This is a genomic window from Clostridium sartagoforme AAU1 (assembly GCF_000401215.1).
In the GTDB taxonomy this organism is placed as follows: domain Bacteria; phylum Bacillota; class Clostridia; order Clostridiales; family Clostridiaceae; genus Clostridium; species Clostridium sartagoforme.
Genome location: NZ_ASRV01000009.1, coordinates 1 through 18,527, shown reverse-complemented (window position 1 = coordinate 18,527; position 18,527 = coordinate 1). Strand labels below are relative to the sequence as shown.

General features: G+C 27.1%; 18 protein-coding genes, 1 pseudogene and 1 riboswitch. All 19 genes and pseudogenes read left to right on the top strand.

The genetic code is table 11. The features are described 5' to 3' along the window. A partial coding sequence (locus A500_RS00530; protein WP_016205648.1) for an FprA family A-type flavoprotein occupies nucleotides 1-1,187 on the top strand: 1,187 nt, incomplete at its 5' end. Between the two features lie 30 nt (nucleotides 1,188-1,217). Then, nucleotides 1,218-1,379, top strand: coding sequence for a rubredoxin (rd, locus tag A500_RS00525; protein ID WP_016205647.1), 162 nt, complete (start codon nucleotides 1,218-1,220; stop codon nucleotides 1,377-1,379). An 81-nt stretch (nucleotides 1,380-1,460) separates the two neighbouring features. Further along, nucleotides 1,461-1,602, top strand: a riboswitch (SAM riboswitch). A 177-nt stretch (nucleotides 1,603-1,779) separates the two neighbouring features. Next, nucleotides 1,780-2,838 carry a methionine ABC transporter ATP-binding protein gene (locus A500_RS00520; RefSeq protein WP_016205646.1) on the top strand — a complete coding sequence of 353 codons (1,059 nt, stop codon included), beginning with the start codon at nucleotides 1,780-1,782 and terminating at the stop codon, nucleotides 2,836-2,838. After that, nucleotides 2,807-3,487, top strand: a complete 681-nt coding sequence (locus tag A500_RS00515; RefSeq protein ID WP_016205645.1) for a methionine ABC transporter permease — start codon at nucleotides 2,807-2,809, stop codon at nucleotides 3,485-3,487. The genes A500_RS00520 and A500_RS00515 overlap by 32 nt, the downstream gene beginning before the upstream one ends. A gap of 40 nt (nucleotides 3,488-3,527) precedes the next feature. Then, nucleotides 3,528-4,358 carry a MetQ/NlpA family ABC transporter substrate-binding protein gene (locus tag A500_RS00510; RefSeq protein WP_016205644.1) on the top strand — a complete coding sequence of 277 codons (831 nt, stop codon included), beginning with the start codon at nucleotides 3,528-3,530 and terminating at the stop codon, nucleotides 4,356-4,358. A gap of 74 nt (nucleotides 4,359-4,432) precedes the next feature. After that, entirely contained in the window at nucleotides 4,433-5,602 is a 1,170-nt protein-coding gene (locus A500_RS00505) for a M20 metallopeptidase family protein (protein ID WP_016205643.1), read from the top strand. Between the two features lie 301 nt (nucleotides 5,603-5,903). Next, complete coding sequence (locus A500_RS00500; RefSeq protein ID WP_016205642.1) at nucleotides 5,904-7,160, top strand: MFS transporter; 1,257 nt, start codon at nucleotides 5,904-5,906, stop codon at nucleotides 7,158-7,160. 97 nt (nucleotides 7,161-7,257) lie between these two features. Then, entirely contained in the window at nucleotides 7,258-8,163 is a 906-nt protein-coding gene (locus A500_RS00495; RefSeq protein WP_016205641.1) for an EAL domain-containing protein, read from the top strand. A 261-nt stretch (nucleotides 8,164-8,424) separates the two neighbouring features. After that, on the top strand, nucleotides 8,425-8,709 hold the full coding sequence (locus A500_RS00490; RefSeq protein WP_016205640.1) for a response regulator: 285 nt from the start codon (nucleotides 8,425-8,427) through the stop codon (nucleotides 8,707-8,709). Nucleotides 8,710-8,734: 25 nt separating this feature from the next. Further along, a pseudogene (locus tag A500_RS21985) lies at nucleotides 8,735-9,627 on the top strand (EAL domain-containing protein). A gap of 295 nt (nucleotides 9,628-9,922) precedes the next feature. Beyond that, nucleotides 9,923-10,183 carry a DUF3781 domain-containing protein gene (locus tag A500_RS00475; protein ID WP_016205637.1) on the top strand — a complete coding sequence of 87 codons (261 nt, stop codon included), beginning with the start codon at nucleotides 9,923-9,925 and terminating at the stop codon, nucleotides 10,181-10,183. Nucleotides 10,184-10,405: 222 nt separating this feature from the next. Then, nucleotides 10,406-11,206, top strand: coding sequence for a Cof-type HAD-IIB family hydrolase (locus A500_RS00470; protein ID WP_016205636.1), 801 nt, complete (start codon nucleotides 10,406-10,408; stop codon nucleotides 11,204-11,206). Nucleotides 11,207-11,448: 242 nt separating this feature from the next. After that, on the top strand, nucleotides 11,449-12,354 hold the full coding sequence (locus A500_RS00465; RefSeq protein WP_016205635.1) for a Gfo/Idh/MocA family protein: 906 nt from the start codon (nucleotides 11,449-11,451) through the stop codon (nucleotides 12,352-12,354). 243 nt (nucleotides 12,355-12,597) lie between these two features. Next, on the top strand, nucleotides 12,598-12,900 hold the full coding sequence (locus tag A500_RS00460; protein WP_016205634.1) for a hypothetical protein: 303 nt from the start codon (nucleotides 12,598-12,600) through the stop codon (nucleotides 12,898-12,900). A gap of 247 nt (nucleotides 12,901-13,147) precedes the next feature. Next, on the top strand, nucleotides 13,148-13,642 hold the full coding sequence (locus tag A500_RS00455) for a hypothetical protein (protein WP_016205633.1): 495 nt from the start codon (nucleotides 13,148-13,150) through the stop codon (nucleotides 13,640-13,642). Between the two features lie 78 nt (nucleotides 13,643-13,720). Further along, nucleotides 13,721-14,182, top strand: coding sequence for a hypothetical protein (locus tag A500_RS00450; RefSeq protein WP_016205632.1), 462 nt, complete (start codon nucleotides 13,721-13,723; stop codon nucleotides 14,180-14,182). A 640-nt stretch (nucleotides 14,183-14,822) separates the two neighbouring features. Then, nucleotides 14,823-15,950, top strand: a complete 1,128-nt coding sequence (locus A500_RS00445) for an ABC transporter ATP-binding protein (RefSeq protein WP_016205631.1) — start codon at nucleotides 14,823-14,825, stop codon at nucleotides 15,948-15,950. Continuing rightward, the gene (locus tag A500_RS00440; protein WP_016205630.1) at nucleotides 15,950-17,530 is read left to right on the top strand and encodes an ABC transporter permease/substrate-binding protein; all 1,581 of its coding nucleotides are present in this window, start codon (nucleotides 15,950-15,952) and stop codon (nucleotides 17,528-17,530) included. The genes A500_RS00445 and A500_RS00440 overlap by 1 nt, the downstream gene beginning before the upstream one ends. A 229-nt stretch (nucleotides 17,531-17,759) precedes the next feature. Further along, nucleotides 17,760-18,341, top strand: coding sequence for an AAA family ATPase (locus tag A500_RS00435; protein WP_016205629.1), 582 nt, complete (start codon nucleotides 17,760-17,762; stop codon nucleotides 18,339-18,341). Nucleotides 18,342-18,527: the final 186 nt, after the last annotated feature.

Here is an 18,527-nt window from a genome sequence, read left to right as displayed (position 1 = left end):
TTTATGGAGTTGGAATTATAGATGATAGAGATGTTCCATTTCATAGATTAGTATTAGATGGCACAACTTATAACAGTTATTTATTAAAAACAGAAAAACCAACAGTAATAGATACAGTAGATTTAATATACACAAGAGAATATGTAGAAAATTTAAAATCAATTATTGATTTAAAGGATATAAAATATATAGTTATAAATCATACAGAACCAGACCATTCAGGTGCTTTGGGAGGACTTGCAAGACAAGCTGTTAATGCAACTGTAGTTTGTAGTGAAAAAGCTGTTTATCACTTAAAGGAATTATATAAAATTGAAGAAAAAAGATTTTTAGTTGTAGGTGATGGAGATACCCTTGATATTGGAGGAAAAACTTTATTATTTAAAATGACTCCATATCTTCACACAGAAGAAACAATGATAACTTATTGTAAGGAAGATAAGGTATTATTCCCTTGTGATATATTTAGTACACATTTAAAAGCTAAAGAATATCTTTCAAGCAAGGCAAATACAGATATAACAGAAGCTTTTACTGTATATTACGATTTAATAATGTCACCACATAAAAAGTATGTAAGACCAATGATTTCAGCAGTTAAAGAGCTTGATATAGATATAATAGCGCCTTCTCATGGATATATACTAGATGAAAATATTGAAAAATATATTTCTATATATGATGAAAAGAGTAAAGAAACTAAAAAAGGTAAAAAAGCCACAATAGTTTATACAACAATGAGAAATTCAACAAAGGGAATTGCAGACAAATTTAAAAAAGAATTTGAAGCAGAAGATATTGAAGTATTAGTATTAAATCCAGATAAGACTGCTGAAGAAGAAATATTAGAAGCTATTAAAAGTTCAGATGCAATATTATTTGGTACATCAACAAAATATGGTGATTTAATAGGTTCAATTGAAAATGTATTAAAGAAATTAAAGGATATAAACTTAGAAGGCAAGGTAGCTTGTGCATTTGGATCCTTTGGATGGAGTGGGGAACCAATAGAAATAATTCAAGATTATTTAAATGAAACTAATGCTAATGTTTTAAACACATCTTCAATAATAAAATCAACAGGTATGATTGATACTAAATTCCCTGTAAGAATTAGATTCTCCCTTAATGAAGAATCAGAAAAAGATGTAGAAAGAGCAGCAGATTATATAAGTTCAATATTATAAATTTAATATATTAAATATGGAGGAATTATTATGAAAAGTTTTATATGTGATGTATGTGGGTATATATATGATCCAGAAGTAGGGGATCCAGATAATGGGGTAGAAGCAGGAACTGCATTTGCAGATGTGCCAGAAGATTGGCTTTGTCCTCTTTGTGGAGTAGGTAAAGATGAATTCTCAGAAGTAGATTAATTATCTAAAAAAAGAAATAAAACTATTGACATGAAAAATATATAGAGATATAATACGAAACAAGAACAAAAATTAAATAAGTTTTTATCAAGAAAGACGGAGGGACTGGCCCTATGAAGTCTGGCAACCTGAATTATATTATAATTATATTAGTTATAATTATAAGCTTTTATAGTTTAAGGTGCTAAATCCTGCAGATGTAATTGCATCTGAAAGATAAGAATGAGAAAAATATATATGTGTATAATACACTGCTTTCTTATTTTTAGGAAAGCAGTTTTTTTATTCCTTAGGAAATTATGAATAGTTTAAAATTTGAGTAATGTGATTACTTGAAGCTAAGAAACAAAACAAACAAAATTATATGTGTCCACTTTTTTGGGGCAAAAGGAGGGAAAATATGATTATATTAAAAAATTTACACAAAACCTATGAATCAAAAGCTAATAAAATAGAAGCAGTTAAGGATGTAACACTAAATATTAATAAAGGTGAAATTTATGGAATTATAGGATTTAGTGGAGCAGGAAAATCAACATTAGTTAGATGTATAAACTTTTTAGAAAAACCAACTAATGGACAAGTAGTTATAGATGGGAAAGATTTAAGTACTTTATCAAATAAGGAACTTAGAGAAGAAAGAAAAAAGATAGGAATGATATTTCAGCATTTTAATTTGATGAAATCTAGAACAGTATTTGAAAATATAGCTTATCCACTTAAAGGGAGTAGTTACTCAAAAGAAGAGATAAAAAATAAAGTTAAAGATTTATTAAAACTTGTTGAACTTGAAGACAAGGCAGATTCTTATCCATCTCAATTAAGTGGAGGACAAAAACAAAGGGTTGGAATTGCAAGAGCTTTAGCAAATGATCCAAAGGTTTTGCTTTGTGATGAAGCAACTAGTGCCTTAGATCCACAAACCACAAAGTCTATATTAAAACTTTTAAAAGAAGTAAATAAAAAGTTTGGAATAACAATAGTAATAATAACTCATGAAATGCAAGTTGTTAAAGAAATATGTACAAGGGCAGCAGTTATGGAAAATGGTAAGGTAGTTGAGGAAGGAAGTATATTTAAAATATTCTCAGAGCCTAAAGAAAAAGTTACAAAAAACTTTATAGATAGTACATCTTCACTAAGCAATATATATGATTTGATAGAAAATAAATCTTCAGTTGTAGATATTAAAGAAAATGAAAAGATTTTAAAATTAAAATATCTAGAAAACAGTACAACAGAGCCAATAATTTCAATAGTATCCAGAGAATTTAATGTAGATACCAATATAATATTTGGGAATATAGAAATAATTCAAGAATCTCCGCTGGGGGGACTTGTTGTAATAATAAGAGGTGAAGAAGCCAAGATTAATAATGTTATAAGTTATTTACAAGAAAATAATGTAGAAGTTGAGGTGATTAAAGATGGAAGGCTTAGTGCAAAAATTACTGCCTAATGTAATAACAAAGATACCAGATATATTCAAGGCTACAGGAGAAACACTAATTATGATTTTAGTAGCAGGCCTTATATCATTTGTTATAGGAATTATTTTAGGAGTCATATTAGTAGTAACGAGAGAAGGAAATATATTAGAAAATAAACCAGTATATTTTGTTTTAGAAAAAGTAATAAATATAACTAGATCAATACCATTTATTATATTATTAGCAGCTGTTATACCATTAACTAGGGCCATAGTAGGAACAGCTATAGGAACAAAAGGTTCCTTTGTACCATTAGTTTTAGGAACAATACCATTTTTTGCAAGGCAAATAGAAAGTGCTTTATCTGAAACTGATAAGGGGATAATAGAAGCTGCTGAAGCAATGGGATCATCACCATTTGAAATAATTTTTAGAGTATATTTAAAAGAAGGTGTACCAAACATCGTAAGGGCTACAACAATAACTTTTGTAAGCTTAGTTGGATTAACAGCTATGGCAGGTTCAGTGGGAGGAGGTGGTCTTGGAGATTTAGCAATTAGATATGGATATCAAAGATATCAAGTAGATATAACTTTTGTAACTGTTATAATCCTACTTATTTTAGTAAATATAATTCAAGGGGCAGGAAATATAATAATAAAAAAAACAACACATTAAAATTAAGCAATAAGAAATAAATTAAAAGGGGCGTTAAAATATGAAAACAAGAAAATTATTAAATATTATAATATCAGGAACATTACTTTTATCATTGGCAGGATGCCAAGGGGCAAAGACAGAGAATACAGATGGAAAGAATAAAGTAGTTAAGGTAGGAGTAGTTGGTGAAAATACAGATCAATGGGAGCCTGTAATAAAGAATCTTCAAGAAGAAGGAATAACTTTAGAGCTTGTTACCTTTTCTGATTATAGTCAGCCAAATCAAGCTTTAGCAGATAAAGAAATAGATTTAAATTCCTTCCAACATTATGCATATTTAAATCAAGATATTAAAGATAGAAATTTAGATTTATCAGTTATTGGAGAAACGATAATAGCTCCACTTGGGGTATATTCTAATAAAATAAAATCTTTAGATGAATTAAAAGATGGTGATTCCATTGCAATACCAAGTGATGCAACTAATGGGGGAAGAGCATTAAAGGTTTTAGAATCAGCAGGAGTTATTAAAGTAAATGAAACAGCAGGATATACTCCAACTTTAAGTGATATAACGCAAAATCCTAAAAATATTAAATTTGTAGAAGTTGAAGCTGCACAAACTCCAAGATTATTAGCCGATGTAGCTGCAGCATTAATAAACGGTGGACATGCAGTTGATGCAGGATTTAATCCTAAAAATGATTCTATTTATTTAGAACAAGTTAAAGAAGGTACTGATAATCCTTATATAAATATAATAGTTTCAAGAACTGAGGATAAAGACAATGAACTGTATAAGAAGGTTGTAGATGCCTATAGATCAGAAGATGTAGCAAAGGTTATAGAAGAAGTATATAAAGGGGCTTATATACCAACTTGGAAATAATAAAGAATATTATTAAATAAGTATCTATCTTATAGGGCTTTAATAGATAGTACTAAATATAAGGGGGCTTTTTAATGAATATAAAAGATTATGTAATAAAGGAAAAAGATTATATTACCTCTTTAAGAAGGTATTTTCATAAACATCCAGAAGAAAGCTTAAAAGAATATAATACAGCAAAAAAAATAGAAGAAGAATTAGATAAGTTGAATATTCCACATAAGAGAGTTGGGGCAACTGGTGTTTTAGGAATAATAAAAGGTAAAAATGAATCAAATAGAATTTTAGCAATAAGGGCAGATATAGATGCTCTTAAAGTTCCAGATTCAAAAGATGTAGAATATAAATCACAAAGCAATGGATATAATCATGCTTGTGGTCATGATGGGCATACAGCTAGTCTTCTTGGAACAGCAAAAATTTTAAAAGAAAAAGAAAAAGAGTTAAATGGAGAAGTAAGATTAATTTTTCAACAAGCTGAAGAAGTTGGACAAGGAGCTAAGGTATTTATAAAGGAAGGATACTTAGATGGTGTAGAAGAAATACTTGGAGCACATGTGGCATCCCATTTAGAGGTAGGCAAAGTATCAGTAACAAGTGGTCCAATTTCTGCTTCATGTGATTATTTTAAAATAACTGTTAAAGGAAAAGGCGGTCACGTATCTGCACCACATTTATCAACTGATGCCTTATATATTGCAAGCCAAATAGTAGTAAATCTACAGTCAATAGTAAGTAGACAAACTGATCCAGTTGATACAGTAGTAGTAGGAGTTGGTTTGATTAGAGGGGGAACTACTTACAATACAGTAGCAGAAGAAATTGTTTTAGAAGGAACAACAAGAAGTTTTACTTTTGAATCAAGAGAAAAAACTAATAAATCAGTAGAGAAAATAGCAAAGTCTATTGGAGAAATATATGGAGCAGAAGTTATAGTAGAATTTAGAGACTATGCTTCACCTCTTATAAATGATGAAAAAGTCAGTGAAGAAGTGGCGGTTATTGCTAGTGATATAGTTGGAAAAGAAAATGTAATAACTAATTCGCCAAAGAGGTTAGGAGCTGACGATTTTGCAGAATTCTTAATAGAAGTACCAGGGTCATATATTCATGTAGGTACTAAAAATTTGAAAAATGCAAATACTTCAGTAGCACATCATAATGATTTGTTTGATATAGACGAAGAGGGCTTGTTAATAATTACAAATATAGAAGTAGACTATATATTAAATAAATTACTATAATTAAATCTTTAATTTCAATAGTAATCGGCGAAATACTATATGGTAAAACTAAAAAAGATAAAAATATTATTTTAGAACCATATGAATTTACAATAATAATTTTAAAAAATTAGCTCTTAAGGGAGTTATTGCAAAAATAATGGGGCTGTCTATGAGACAGCTCCATCATTTTTGTGAGGAATGTTAGAGTTAATTTCCAATTTTTTGGACCCCAGGGGTGATATAGAAATATAGTATATAGAATTAAATTATATTACATTGTGATTAATAAATAATAAAACTATAATGATATTTGTTGTAAATGATTAAAATATTAAGTAATGCTAAGGGGGGAGTTAAAATAGTAAATATATCTACTAAGAAGTTTTCGAATTATCTATTAGTTTCTTCTTTAGGAGTAAATATAATTGGAAGTGTTTTTGTATTGTTTTTAAGTTCTATCAAGGGGTTTAGCGTAAGAGAAATAAGTTTAATTGTAGGAACTACTCCATTAATAATATTACCTATATTTTTTATTTGGGGCAGTATATTAGATAAGTATAAAAAGGTAATAGGCTTTAGTAGAATTGTGCATATATCTAATATAGTAACTATAGGATTACTTATAATAATAAACAATTTTATTCTATTCTTTATAATAAATTTGTTAAGATCAATTTTACTTCAACCGAACGGGACTTTAAATGATAAATATTTATTGAATATATCAAAGGTTAATAAAGGATCATATGGAAATATAAGAGTAAGATCTACTATAGGATATGGACTAGCTGGAATAGTAGCTCCAATAGCAATAGGAATAGGAGATGTGTATTTAGCTATATTTGTTGGAATACTTTTGGTGACTTTAAGTGTTATTATGTTAAATAATATTCAAGAAATACCAGATGAAGCTTTAGAAAATCATAAAATAATTAAGGTGAGAGAAAAAAATCTCGTTAGCTCATTAAAGGAATTAATAAAAAATACAGATTATATAAAAGCTTTAATAATAATATCAATAATTACAGGAACACAAAATGCAGCTTCAGGATATGGACTTCAAATGATGATGATTGATTTGAAGGTATCAAAATCAGTAATAGCTTTAATACCATTTGTAATGGTTATATTTGAAGTTTTATTATTATTAACCTTTGATAAAATTAAAGTATTAAAGAAAAATGATGTAGCACTGGCAATAGCACTAGGATTTTTAGTTATTAGATGGGGAGCGATGGCATATACAACTTCATATATATTGATTTTAATTGTAACAACACTACATGGAATCGTTACAGCAATAGTCTTACAAGTTCAAAATAAATTAATTGGACAAATGGTACCAGTAGACCAGCATTTTATAGCATTTATATTATTAAGTTCATTTTCATCTACAATATTGCCTAGCTTATTAAATTTATCTACAGGAAGACTATATGAAAGATTTGGAATACATGTATTTGGATTAACATACTTATCTATCGTATTAATAGCTATATTAGTACTAGCTTATGGTGCAATAAAAAATAATGTTATCAATAAGAAACAAGATAAAAATATAAAAAGCTATATTTAAATTAACAATAAGGAAGGAAAAATAAATATAGTAGCCATATTAAAGTTAACTGAATATAATATTAGGGATAGTAAACTAAAGATGGAGAGACAATTAAATGATTAACTTATTATGGCTAACAGAAAGGTCTTTTTATATATTTCTATTAATATTAGGTGCATATATATATTCTAAATTTATTATTAAATATCTATATAGATGCAAGTGTAATTCTAATTTTAAAAAAGAATTAAAAATAGAGAAATATATAAATAAAGCTATAGAAAATAGAGAGTTTGAAGTATATCTTCAAGGAAAATATAATTTAGAAAATAATTTACTAGTGGGGGCAGAAGCATTAGTTAGATGGAATAATAAGGAGATTGGTAAGGTTGCTCCAGATAAATTTATTCCTATATTGGAGGAAAATAATTTTATAGTAAAATTAGATAAGTATATGTTTGAAGAGGTGTGTAAAATACTTCAAAGGTGGAAGAATAATTACAATAATATTTTTCCTATATCAATAAATATTTCTAGCGAAACACTGAAAGAAGAATATAATTTTATAGAGTATATAAAAGAGATAATAGATTTCTATAGTATAGATAAAAATTCAATAGAAATAGAAATAACAGAAAGAACAATGATAGAGAAATCTGAACAAATAATAAAAGTTCTTAAAGAAATAAAAGCATTAGGTATAAAGGTAGCATTAGATGACTTTGGTGCTGGTTATTCAGCCTTAAATCTATTAAAAAGTCTTCCAATAGATATAGTAAAATTAGATAAATTATTCTTAGATAAAAAGAACCTCTCAACAAAAGGGAAGATAGTTTTAAATAATGTCATTAATATGGCAAATGAATTAGGATTAGAGGTTATTACAGAAGGTGTAGAGCACATTGAGCAAGCTGAATTTCTAAAAAGTATAGGATGCAAAACTGTACAAGGTTATTTGTATTGTAAACCAATTGAAGTACAAGAATTTGAGAAACAACTAGTAAAGGCATTAGTGGAATAATTTAATAAAAAATACAAATAAGCTACTAAAGAAAAGTTTAGTAGCTTATTTATATTTAGATAAATTATTATTATAGATAAGTTATCTAAAAAGCAATATAATGTAGACTTAACATAGTTTTAGATATTACAAAATACAATGGACATACTGTTTGCATAAGATATATAATATTAAGGAACTTATAGCAATTATATGAAAAAATGAGAGATTTTTATTTTTACTTAGTAATAAGATTGAATATATTAAAAGGAGATTGGTTATATGGTGAGGATTGCAGTATGTGACGATCAAGATATTTTCCAAGAAACCATAAAAAATAAATTAAAATTATTATGTAAAAAAGAAAGTATGGATGTAGAAATAGATTGCTATAGTTCAGGAAAAGAATTGTTAGAATATTTAAAAAGAGATGTGTGTATTTATGATATATTATTTTTAGATATATTAATGGATGATATTAATGGTATAGAAACTGCAAGAAGGATTAGAAGTTTTGATAGTAGAATACAAATAATATTTATAACTAGTTCAAGTAATCAAAGATGATAAACAAAGGAATGATAAAAGTAATATGTGGGTTAGAATAGTAAGTGAAGTAGTTATATTTATTTTAATAGTAGTAACTATTAAATACATATTCAAATTTATGAATAATAAGAATTCTAAAAATAAAAGTAGTATTGAAAAAAATGTACATAAAGCTTTAAAAAAAGACGAATTTGATATATATCTTCAGCCAAAATATAATCCAGAAAGTCAATGTATAGTAGGTGCTGAGGGCTTAGCTAGATGGAATAATAGAAATAATGATGCAGTTAGTCCTGAAGTATTTATTCCTATACTTGAAAGAAATAAAGATATAGTAAAATTAGATATGTATATGTTTGAAGAAGCTTGCAAAATTATTAGTAGATGGTCAAAAAATAATGTTAGTTTGGTGCCTATATCAATTAATATATCTAAGATAACTATGAGTGAAAATGATAATTTCGTAATAGACTTAAAGAATATAATAAAAAATATGATATAGATACTAGATTTTTAGAAATCGAATTAACAGAGAGAATAATGTTTAGGGAAACAAATAAGATTGTTTCTATAATAAAAGAAATAAAGAAGATTGGCATTAAAGTATCCTTAGATGACTTTGGCGCCGGATATTCATCTTTAAATATATTAAAAAATATTCCAATAGATATAATAAAATTGGATAAATTATTTTTAGATAAAAGGGATATATCAGAAAAAGGTAAAATAGTTATAAAAAATATTATTAATATGGCAAATGAGTTAGGTTTAGAAGTTGTCGCTGAAGGGGTAGAATTTCCTGAGCAATCACAATTCCTAAAAAGTGTAGGTTGTGAAGTTGTACAAGGATATTTATATGGTAAACCAATGACTATAAGAGAATTTGAGAAGCTAGAAATATCTAATAGAGATCAGTATATAGAATCTATATCATAAGGGATAATACAAATTCTAAAAAATTAATCTAATGTCTTTAATTAGCTCTTAAGTGAACATATATAAGTAAAATTATATATGTCTACTTTTTTACTTTTTATAATTTATTCTTTCAACAGACGAAAGGTCATATGTAATACCTTTATAAAATAGCCTATAATATAAATATGATGAATTTAACAATAGACAAGCAATTCTTATTTAAAGGTCATTTAATTGTAATTTAACTATAATTATAAAACATAAATTATGCTGAATAAATAGTAATTTGAAAGGATAATAAAGGGTATTAAAAATGAGTGGTGACAGTAATAAAAGTGAACTGATTTTGAACTTGGATAAATTACATACAACTGATTTAGGCGTAGTCAGAATTAAGAGAAATCTTTCTTTAGATGTGGATGATGTTGTTAGATGGTGTAGAAATAAAATACAAGATTCAAATGCGTTAATAAGAAGAGAGGGCAAAAACTGGTATATAGATATTAATGATTGTATAATAACGGTAAATGCTTATAGCTATACAATTATTACGGCCCATAAATTAAAAAAGTAAATTTTAGTTATTTAAAATATTAACAGTATAATTAGAAGATAAAATCCGTAAGAAATATTTTGTATATTGTGATAAACTATTTATGTGTCAGGTAACAGGTGTCAGGGAACAGGGAACAGGTTTTTAGTTCACAGTGCACAAGGCACAGTTCACAGCTTGGTTTAGATAACAGATAGAAAGCTATAAATTAAAATAGAGACAAAGTCATAAGGGGGAAAACTAATGAATAAAAAAGGAATAGTTTTTTTTGATGTAGATGGAACACTAATTGATTGGACAAAAGGTATATATTCTCCAACTAAAACTACAAAGGAAGCTATAAATAAATTAAAAGAGAATGGTTATTTAACTGTTTTAGCAACAGGAAGACCAAAGAGTTCTATCACTAAAGAGATAGAGGATTTAGGTTTAAATGGATATATAGCGTCTAATGGAGCTTATGCAGAAATTGAAAATGAAGTGATATTTAATGAGTGCATAAATAATGAAAAACTTAAAGATCTACTATATTTTCTTGAAGAAAATGAAATAGTATATATTTTAGAGGGTCAAGAAAAGAATTATGTTTTAGATATAAATAACGAAAAAGTTAAATATCTTATAGATAAAGCTAATTTAGATATAGATAGTTTTACAGATAATTGGACTAAAGAAGATGTAAAAACAAGCAAGATAATAGCTATAGGTAAGAATGAAAATTCTTATAAGATAGTCCGTGAAAAATATAAGGAAAAAGAATTTGCATTTATGGCAAACCAATTTGGTGATACTTTTGAAATATATATAGCTAAATACACAAAAGGGTATGGCGTAGAACATTTATTAGAGAGACTTGATATTTCTAAAGACTATGCATATGCTTTTGGTGATGGTGAAAATGATATAGAAATGTTTCAAGCTATAAAATATGGTATAGCTATGGGTGGGTATCATAAAGATTTAGAGCCACACGCTTTTGATTTTACAGAAGATGTTGAAAATGAAGGAATTTATAAAGGACTTAAAAAATTAGAACTTATTTAATTAGTTCACAGTGCACAAGGCACAGTTCACAGTTCGGTTTAGGGAACAGGTAACAGGTTTTTAGTTCACAGTGCACAAGGCACAGTTCACAGTTGTTTTCCAGTTGAAAATTGAGAGCTTTGGACGAAATTATTGTGAACTGATAACTGACAACTAAATAAAAACTGTAAACTGTGAACTAATTGAGACTGTGAATTGTGAACTGACAACTGTGCACTGAACAAAAGAGAGGAGGAGATTTTATGAAAATTGGAATAATTGGTTTAGGAGCAATAGCTAAAAAAGCTTATCTACCAATTTTAACAGTAAAGGAAGGCGTGGAACTTTTAATATCTACTAGGAATAAAGAGGTTTTAGAAGAGGTTTCTAATAAATATAGGATAGACAAAGCATATAATAACATTGAAAACTTATTAGAAGAAGAGATAGATGCTGCAATAATTTCAACTCATGCAGATGGACACTACGAAATAGCTAAAAAGTTAATAAAAAAGGGTGTTAATGTATATATAGATAAGCCAATTAGTTTTAACTTTAATGAGGCGAAAGAAATAGAAGCTTTATCAAAAGAAAATAATGTTATTGCTATGGTAGGTTTTAATAGAAGATTTTGCCCACAAATTAAAGCACTTAAAGATAAGGGAAAAGCAGACATAATAATAATGCAAAAAAATAGGGAGTATCCACCTGGGGATATTAGAAGATTTATTGTGGAAGATTTTATTCATGTTGTGGATACTTTAAGATTTTTAATGGATGAAGAAGTAAAATCATTAGATATTAATTACTCAAAAGATAATAATAATCTTAATAGTGTAGTTGTTACTTTTAAAGGAGAAAATACAACTGCAGTTGGAGTAATGAATAGAACAGCAAAAATTACAGAAGAAAATATAGAATATATGATTAAAGGTAATAAGTATGTTGTTGAAGATTTAGTAGATATGATAGAAGTTAACAATGATGGAAAAACCAAAACTACCTTTGGTGGATGGGAAACAACATTATATAAAAGAGGATTTGAAAATTTACTAGACTATTTTATTAATTGTGTTAAGGAAAATAAACTTCCAAATCCATCAATTAGTGATTCTATAATTACACATAAAATATGTGAAGAAATTGTGGAATTTTGCCAACTAAAATAGTGAACTTCTTGCAGTTCGCAGTGCACAATTCACAATTCAGAGTTTTTAGGGATAAGGTAACAGGGAACAGGTAACAGGTTATAAATTTAAAATTAAGAATCAAAACGAAAAATTAAATCAATTTTGCTCTGCAAAATTCTCTGTTACTTGTTAATTGTTCCCTTCCACCCATTATAATCAGAAACTATAAACTGTGCCTTGTGCATTGTTAATTATGAAGTGGTACATAAGGAGTGATGAGAAGTGGAAAAAGAAGCATTGGATATCTTAAAATCAATGCAACAAGATATGCAGGCAATGAAGCATGAAATGAAAACTATGCAACAAGGTATGGAAACAATGCATCAAGATATTAATGCCTTAAAAGTAGAGCAACAAAGAGCTAATGAAAAGTTAGATAGAATTGAAAATAAAATAGATATAACCTATGATCAAGTAGCTAGAAGTGCTGAAGATGTAATTAGTATTAAAAGTGATCTTAATTTTGTTGAGGAAGTTACTGCAAGAAACTGTAATGATATAGAAAAACTAAGAGGAATTAAATAAAGCGAAAAGCTATTACTTCGTATTAATAAGTGCGAAGTAATAGCTTTTTTGTTATAAGTTTATTTATAGTCAATTAAAAACTATAACTTTTGATTGTATTGTAAAAAAAAATATTTGGGAGAATATTGGTAATTAGTATATAAAAAGAAAAGGTATAAAATAAAGTAAGATATTCAAATATTTACTTTATTAATATACTAATATAATCTATAATATTAATATATTAATTCTAAAGGAGGACATACATATGAAAATGTCATTTAAAAGTAAATATACAAAAATATTAATATGTTGTATTACAATATATTTAGGAATATTTATGATTTCTAGTTGTGGGAATAGGAGTAATAAACTACCCAATAATATACCTAATGTGAACATTATTGTTAATGGAGATAAATATAATACCATAAAAGGTGAAGGAACTTGGTTTGATAAAGAAATGGGAGGAGGAAATAGTTTTATAGGGCCGATAAATGAAAAGTTTAATGAAATATCATTTATAGAAGTTAATTCCAATGAAAAATTAAGTTTCGATATAAGCTATTTAGATAATATACAGGAAATAACTTTATATAATATAGAGTTTTCTGAAGTTGTTTCAGGAAAGAGAGTAAAGATAACAAATGATATTTATGAATTTAATGTTCCACAAGAGAAAGGTGAATATTATTATTCATTTAATATAGAGTGGGACGATACTCATAATTTTGAATATTTGTTTAAAATAAAAGTTAAATAATAAAAAAAATTTATTAAAACAATTCTGTGCTCTTCTATAATATTAAGTGTTTTAGGAGGAAGTATACAGGCAAGGGCAATGGAAAATAGTTATGATATAAAAACTAATAGCATAAATGAATTATCAGATAATGAATTAATTTATAATCCTATTTTTAAGGGGAATATTTTATTAGGAATAAAACAAAATATATATTTTGATGAAGAAATAAATGATAGTTATTCATCAAATTATATAGTTGAATTTGATATTGAAAGTAAAAAATGGACAAAGTTTAAAGAAAATATTATTAGTAATTATGTTTTTGAACCTAAAGAATCAATATTTGCATTAGCATATAATTCAGATTTATTATATTGGACAAGTTCTTTAAGAAATGGAAATTATGTTTATGATTTTACTAATGATATATTTATTCCAATAATAAAAGAGAGCTATAATACTAATACTAATATAATATTTTCAAAGGAAAATATTATATATTATGAGGTTACTATTGAAGAAAACGAAAAATTAAAATTTATTTATAATATAAAATAATTTTATTCAGTAGAGTTGTCTAACTAAATAAAAAACTATATATTATATGGAATATGCCCTATAAGATAGACAATATAAGAAATTCTATCTTGTAGGGTACTTTTATATATAGTATTAATAAATAATATTAGTAGTCTTAATTTAAGTAAGAAGTTATTTAAAAATTAAGAAATCAAAATATTAACTAAAAAATATATATAATGTTGATAATAGAAGAAGAATTAGAAAATATAATATTATTTTCACATATAGAAAAGCAAATGCAGATGGAAGAATGATGAAAGCCGCTAAAGAGTATACAGTTTTACAAAAATCATTAAATAGAGAATTTGGTCAAGATATCCACGTCAAATTATTATTAACGTATATAATATATTGATATTGTAAGAATGATTAAAAGGCTTATTTTTGAACTACTTTAGATAAAGAAACAAATAAATTATTAATTAAATCCAATTTTTAAAATAAGGTTAAGAAATTTCCCAATTAAAAAAATTCTATATTTATGTAATTGTAAGTTTTGTAAAGAAAAATGTTTACAATCAAAATACAATTTTTGTAAAAATTTCTAGGCAAAAAATTTGACAATCTGACAACTTAATGTTAGTATAGAGTTGTTAAAAGATTGGGGAGGTAATTTATGATAGAATTTAAAAATATAAAGAAAAGCTATAAAAATAACGTTATATTAGAAAATTTCAACTTAAATATAGAAGATGGAAATCTAGTTGTACTAATAGGATCAAGTGGTTGTGGTAAAACAACTTTATTAAAAATGATAAATAGATTAATAGAGTCAACATCAGGAGAAATATTAGTTAATGGAAAAAATATAAATCAAATGGATCCTATAGAGCTTAGAAGAAGTATAGGATATGTAATTCAACAAACAGGTTTATTTCCACATATGACAGTGAAGGAAAACATAGAAATAATTCCTAAACTTATGGGAAAAAGCCAAGAAGAAATAGATAGAAAAACAATAGATTTATTGAATATGGTTGGATTAGAGCCAGAAAAATATAGTGATAGATATCCAGTAGAACTAAGTGGAGGACAGCAACAGAGAATTGGAGTTGCAAGAGCCTTTGCAACAGATGCTGAAATAATATTAATGGACGAACCTTTTAGTGCTTTGGACCCAATAACAAGAGCAGAGCTTCAAGAAGAGCTTTTTAATATTCAAAAGGAATATAGAAAAACAATAGTATTCGTAACTCACGATATGGATGAAGCTATAAATTTAGCAGATAAAATATGTATACTAAAAGATGGTAAAATACTTCAATATGATACTCCAGAAAATATATTAAAAAATCCAGCAGGAGAATATGTTGAAGAGTTTGTTGGTAAAAATAAAATATGGACTAAACCTGAAATGATTAAGGCAGAAGATGTTATGATATCAAAGCCAGTAACAGTTAGTCCAAAGAGAAATTTACTTCAAGCAAGAGAAATAATGAGAGAAAAAAAAGTAGATAGTCTATTAGTAATTAATAAAGAAGGAAAGCTTTTAGGATATATTACTCTAGAAATAATACAAAAAATAGAAGAAAAAAATATATTGGTTGAAGAAGTAATGAATAAAAACCCAGAATGTGTATGTGGAGATAAGAATCTACCAGAATTATTAGAAATATTTAATAATTTAAAGAAGGGATACTTACCGGTATGTAGTGATGAAGGGAAACTTCTAGGATTAGTAACGAGAAGTAGTTTAATATCAGTTTTAAGTAGCCAATATATAGAGATGGGAGGAGATAATTAGTGAATACTTTTATAGAACAATTAGTAACAAAAAAATCAGAAATACTATCTCTTCTATTAGAACATATACAACTTACAATTATAGCAGTGTTAATAGCAGTAATAATTGGAGTGCCACTAGGTATTTTAATAACTAAAAATAAAAAATTAGCTAATGCTGTAATTGGGTTTGCAAACTTAACTCAAGCTATACCAAGTTTAGCTATATTAGGTTTCTTGATACCAGTTATAGGTATAGGGTCAGCACCAGCAATAACTATGGTAGTATTATACTCTATGTTACCTATAATAAAAAACACTTATACAGGAATTACAAATATAAATCCAGATATGCTAGAAGCAGCAAAGGGATTAGGAATGACGAGTGGACAAACTCTTAAGCTCATAAAAATTCCTCTAGCTATGCCAGTTATGATGGCAGGTATAAGAATGGCAGCAGTTACAGCAGTTGGTCTTATGACAATAGCAGCCTTTGTAGGTGCAGGTGGGCTTGGATACTTAGTGTTCTCAGGGATTCAAACAGTAGATAATAATCTTATATTATTTGGTGCAATTCCAGCAGCTGTACTAGCTTTAGTCATAGACTGGATAACAGGAAAAATAGAAGAAGCTACAATGCCAAATGGAATTAAAAAATCAGATGGAACTATGAAAGTAAGAAGAACTTCTTCTAATAAGAATAGAAAAAGAAATATAGTTATAGCATCTATATTAGCAATAGCAGTTGTAGGTGGAGTAATTGTTTCAAGTATATCAAATAATAGCAATAAAATAACTATAGGATCTAAAAACTTTACAGAGCAAATAATCTTAGGAAATATGCTTCAACAATTAATTGAAGATAAAACAGATATAGATGTACAAACAAAACTAAATTTAGGTGGAACTCAAGTTGCTTTTAATGCACTAAAATCAGGTGGAATAGATATGTATGTTGAATATACAGGTACAGGATATGTAAATATATTAAACATAACAGAGCCTAATTCAAATACAGATGAAGTATATAATGTAATGAAAGATAGATTTAAAGCAGATTTTGGTATTGATGTATTAAATCCAATGGGATTTAATAATACCTATGCAATGGCAGTATCTAAAGAAACAGCAGATAAATATAACTTAAAGACAGTATCAGATTTAGCCAAGGTATCTGGAGAATTAATAGCAGGACCTACAATAGAGTTCGCAAATAGAGAAGATGGTTTATTAGGACTTAATAAAGCCTATAATATGAACTTCAAAACAGTAAATCCAGTAGATGGTGGGTTAAGATATACAGCTTTAAATAGTAATGAGACACAAGTAATTGACGCATTTACAACAGATGGATTAATAGAGCAGTTTAAATTAACTGTTTTAGAAGATGATAAAAGTTTCTTCCCACCATACCACGCAGTCCCAATTGTCAAGGAAGAAACTTTAGAAAAATTCCCAGAACTTAGAGATGTTTTAGGAGAATTAGATGGAAAATTAACAGATGAGAAAATGAGAAAATTAAATTATGAAGTAGATGTAAATAAAAGAGATGCTAAAGTAGTTGCAAATGAATTCTTAAAGTCAGAAGGTCTAGTTGAATAGTGAAGAGGGAAAAGTGAAAAAGTTATGGAGATAACTTAATGATGAGTTATTTATAATGAAGGAATGAAAAAATTAGGGGATAGTTCTTTTGACAAGAATTATCCCTAATATTTTGTATTTAATAACATTCCCTTCAATATACATTGAAATTTATGTCGATTATTGATATAATTAAAATCTGTTTTAAAAGAGAATTTACTTTTATATAGAAATTTTTGGAGGGTTTGAAATGCCAAAGAGAATTGCCATTTTAGGTGGCCCAAGATGTGGTAAAACTACATTAATACAACAACTTTATGTAGAAATGAAAATCAGAGACTTAAGCGTGGGAGTAGCAACGGAGTATAGCACAGATTATCTAAGAGATAAAGGTATGATAGAAAATATAGCAGAACAATATGGAATTTATTTAGGACAACTTCACTTAGAAGAAAGTTTAAATGAATTTGATTATGCAATAACAGATTATGCTACGTTTGTACCTTACATATATGCTAGGTTCATGCTTGGAGATAGAAAAAGAACAACAAAAGAAATAGAAATACTAAAAGATCTTTATGTATTAGCATTAAGAGATTTACCTAAGTATGATCATATATTCTTTGTTCCAAGAGAATTTGGTTATTCAAAAGATGGAGTAAGATGGCAGGATGAAGAAGTAGCACAAGCTGTGGACAAGGCTATACTAAGCTTTTTGGAAGCAGAAAATGTTAGATATACATTAATAAAAGGATCAACAAAAGAAAGATCAGAAAAAATATTAGATATGGTAGGAATTGCTCAGGATGTAAATCTAGATATGGCTAAATAAGTGAAAAGTTAAGAGTGAAAAGTGAAAAATTAATGAAAAAAACTCCTGTAGGAGTTTTTTCATTAAATTATTTTTAATTTGGTTGTCTTTTAGACAGCCTTTTTTACTCTATAGGAAATTATATTCTAAAAACCTGTGGATAAATTGTTTATAGAATATAAGTTGTTAAAGTTATTCCTATAGAGC

Excerpts from the sequence above, each read along its gene's own strand:
- A500_RS00500 (WP_016205642.1), top strand. The coding sequence starts at position 5,904 with ATGATTAAAATATTAAGTAATGCTAAGGGGGGAGTTAAAATAGTAAAT.
- A500_RS00455 (WP_016205633.1), top strand. The coding sequence starts at position 13,148 with ATGAAAATGTCATTTAAAAGTAAATATACAAAAATATTAATATGTTGT.
- A500_RS00510 (WP_016205644.1), top strand. The coding sequence starts at position 3,528 with ATGAAAACAAGAAAATTATTAAATATTATAATATCAGGAACATTACTT.
- A500_RS00515 (WP_016205645.1), top strand. The coding sequence starts at position 2,807 with ATGGAAGGCTTAGTGCAAAAATTACTGCCTAATGTAATAACAAAGATA.
- A500_RS00495 (WP_016205641.1), top strand. The coding sequence starts at position 7,258 with ATGATTAACTTATTATGGCTAACAGAAAGGTCTTTTTATATATTTCTA.
- A500_RS00465 (WP_016205635.1), top strand. The coding sequence starts at position 11,449 with ATGAAAATTGGAATAATTGGTTTAGGAGCAATAGCTAAAAAAGCTTAT.
- A500_RS00475 (WP_016205637.1), top strand. The coding sequence starts at position 9,923 with ATGAGTGGTGACAGTAATAAAAGTGAACTGATTTTGAACTTGGATAAA.
- A500_RS00445 (WP_016205631.1), top strand. The coding sequence starts at position 14,823 with ATGATAGAATTTAAAAATATAAAGAAAAGCTATAAAAATAACGTTATA.
- A500_RS00505 (WP_016205643.1), top strand. The coding sequence starts at position 4,433 with ATGAATATAAAAGATTATGTAATAAAGGAAAAAGATTATATTACCTCT.
- rd (WP_016205647.1), top strand. The coding sequence starts at position 1,218 with ATGAAAAGTTTTATATGTGATGTATGTGGGTATATATATGATCCAGAA.
- A500_RS00450 (WP_016205632.1), top strand. The coding sequence starts at position 13,721 with ATGGAAAATAGTTATGATATAAAAACTAATAGCATAAATGAATTATCA.
- A500_RS00435 (WP_016205629.1), top strand. The coding sequence starts at position 17,760 with ATGCCAAAGAGAATTGCCATTTTAGGTGGCCCAAGATGTGGTAAAACT.
- A500_RS00470 (WP_016205636.1), top strand. The coding sequence starts at position 10,406 with ATGAATAAAAAAGGAATAGTTTTTTTTGATGTAGATGGAACACTAATT.
- A500_RS00490 (WP_016205640.1), top strand. The coding sequence starts at position 8,425 with ATGGTGAGGATTGCAGTATGTGACGATCAAGATATTTTCCAAGAAACC.
- A500_RS00520 (WP_016205646.1), top strand. The coding sequence starts at position 1,780 with ATGATTATATTAAAAAATTTACACAAAACCTATGAATCAAAAGCTAAT.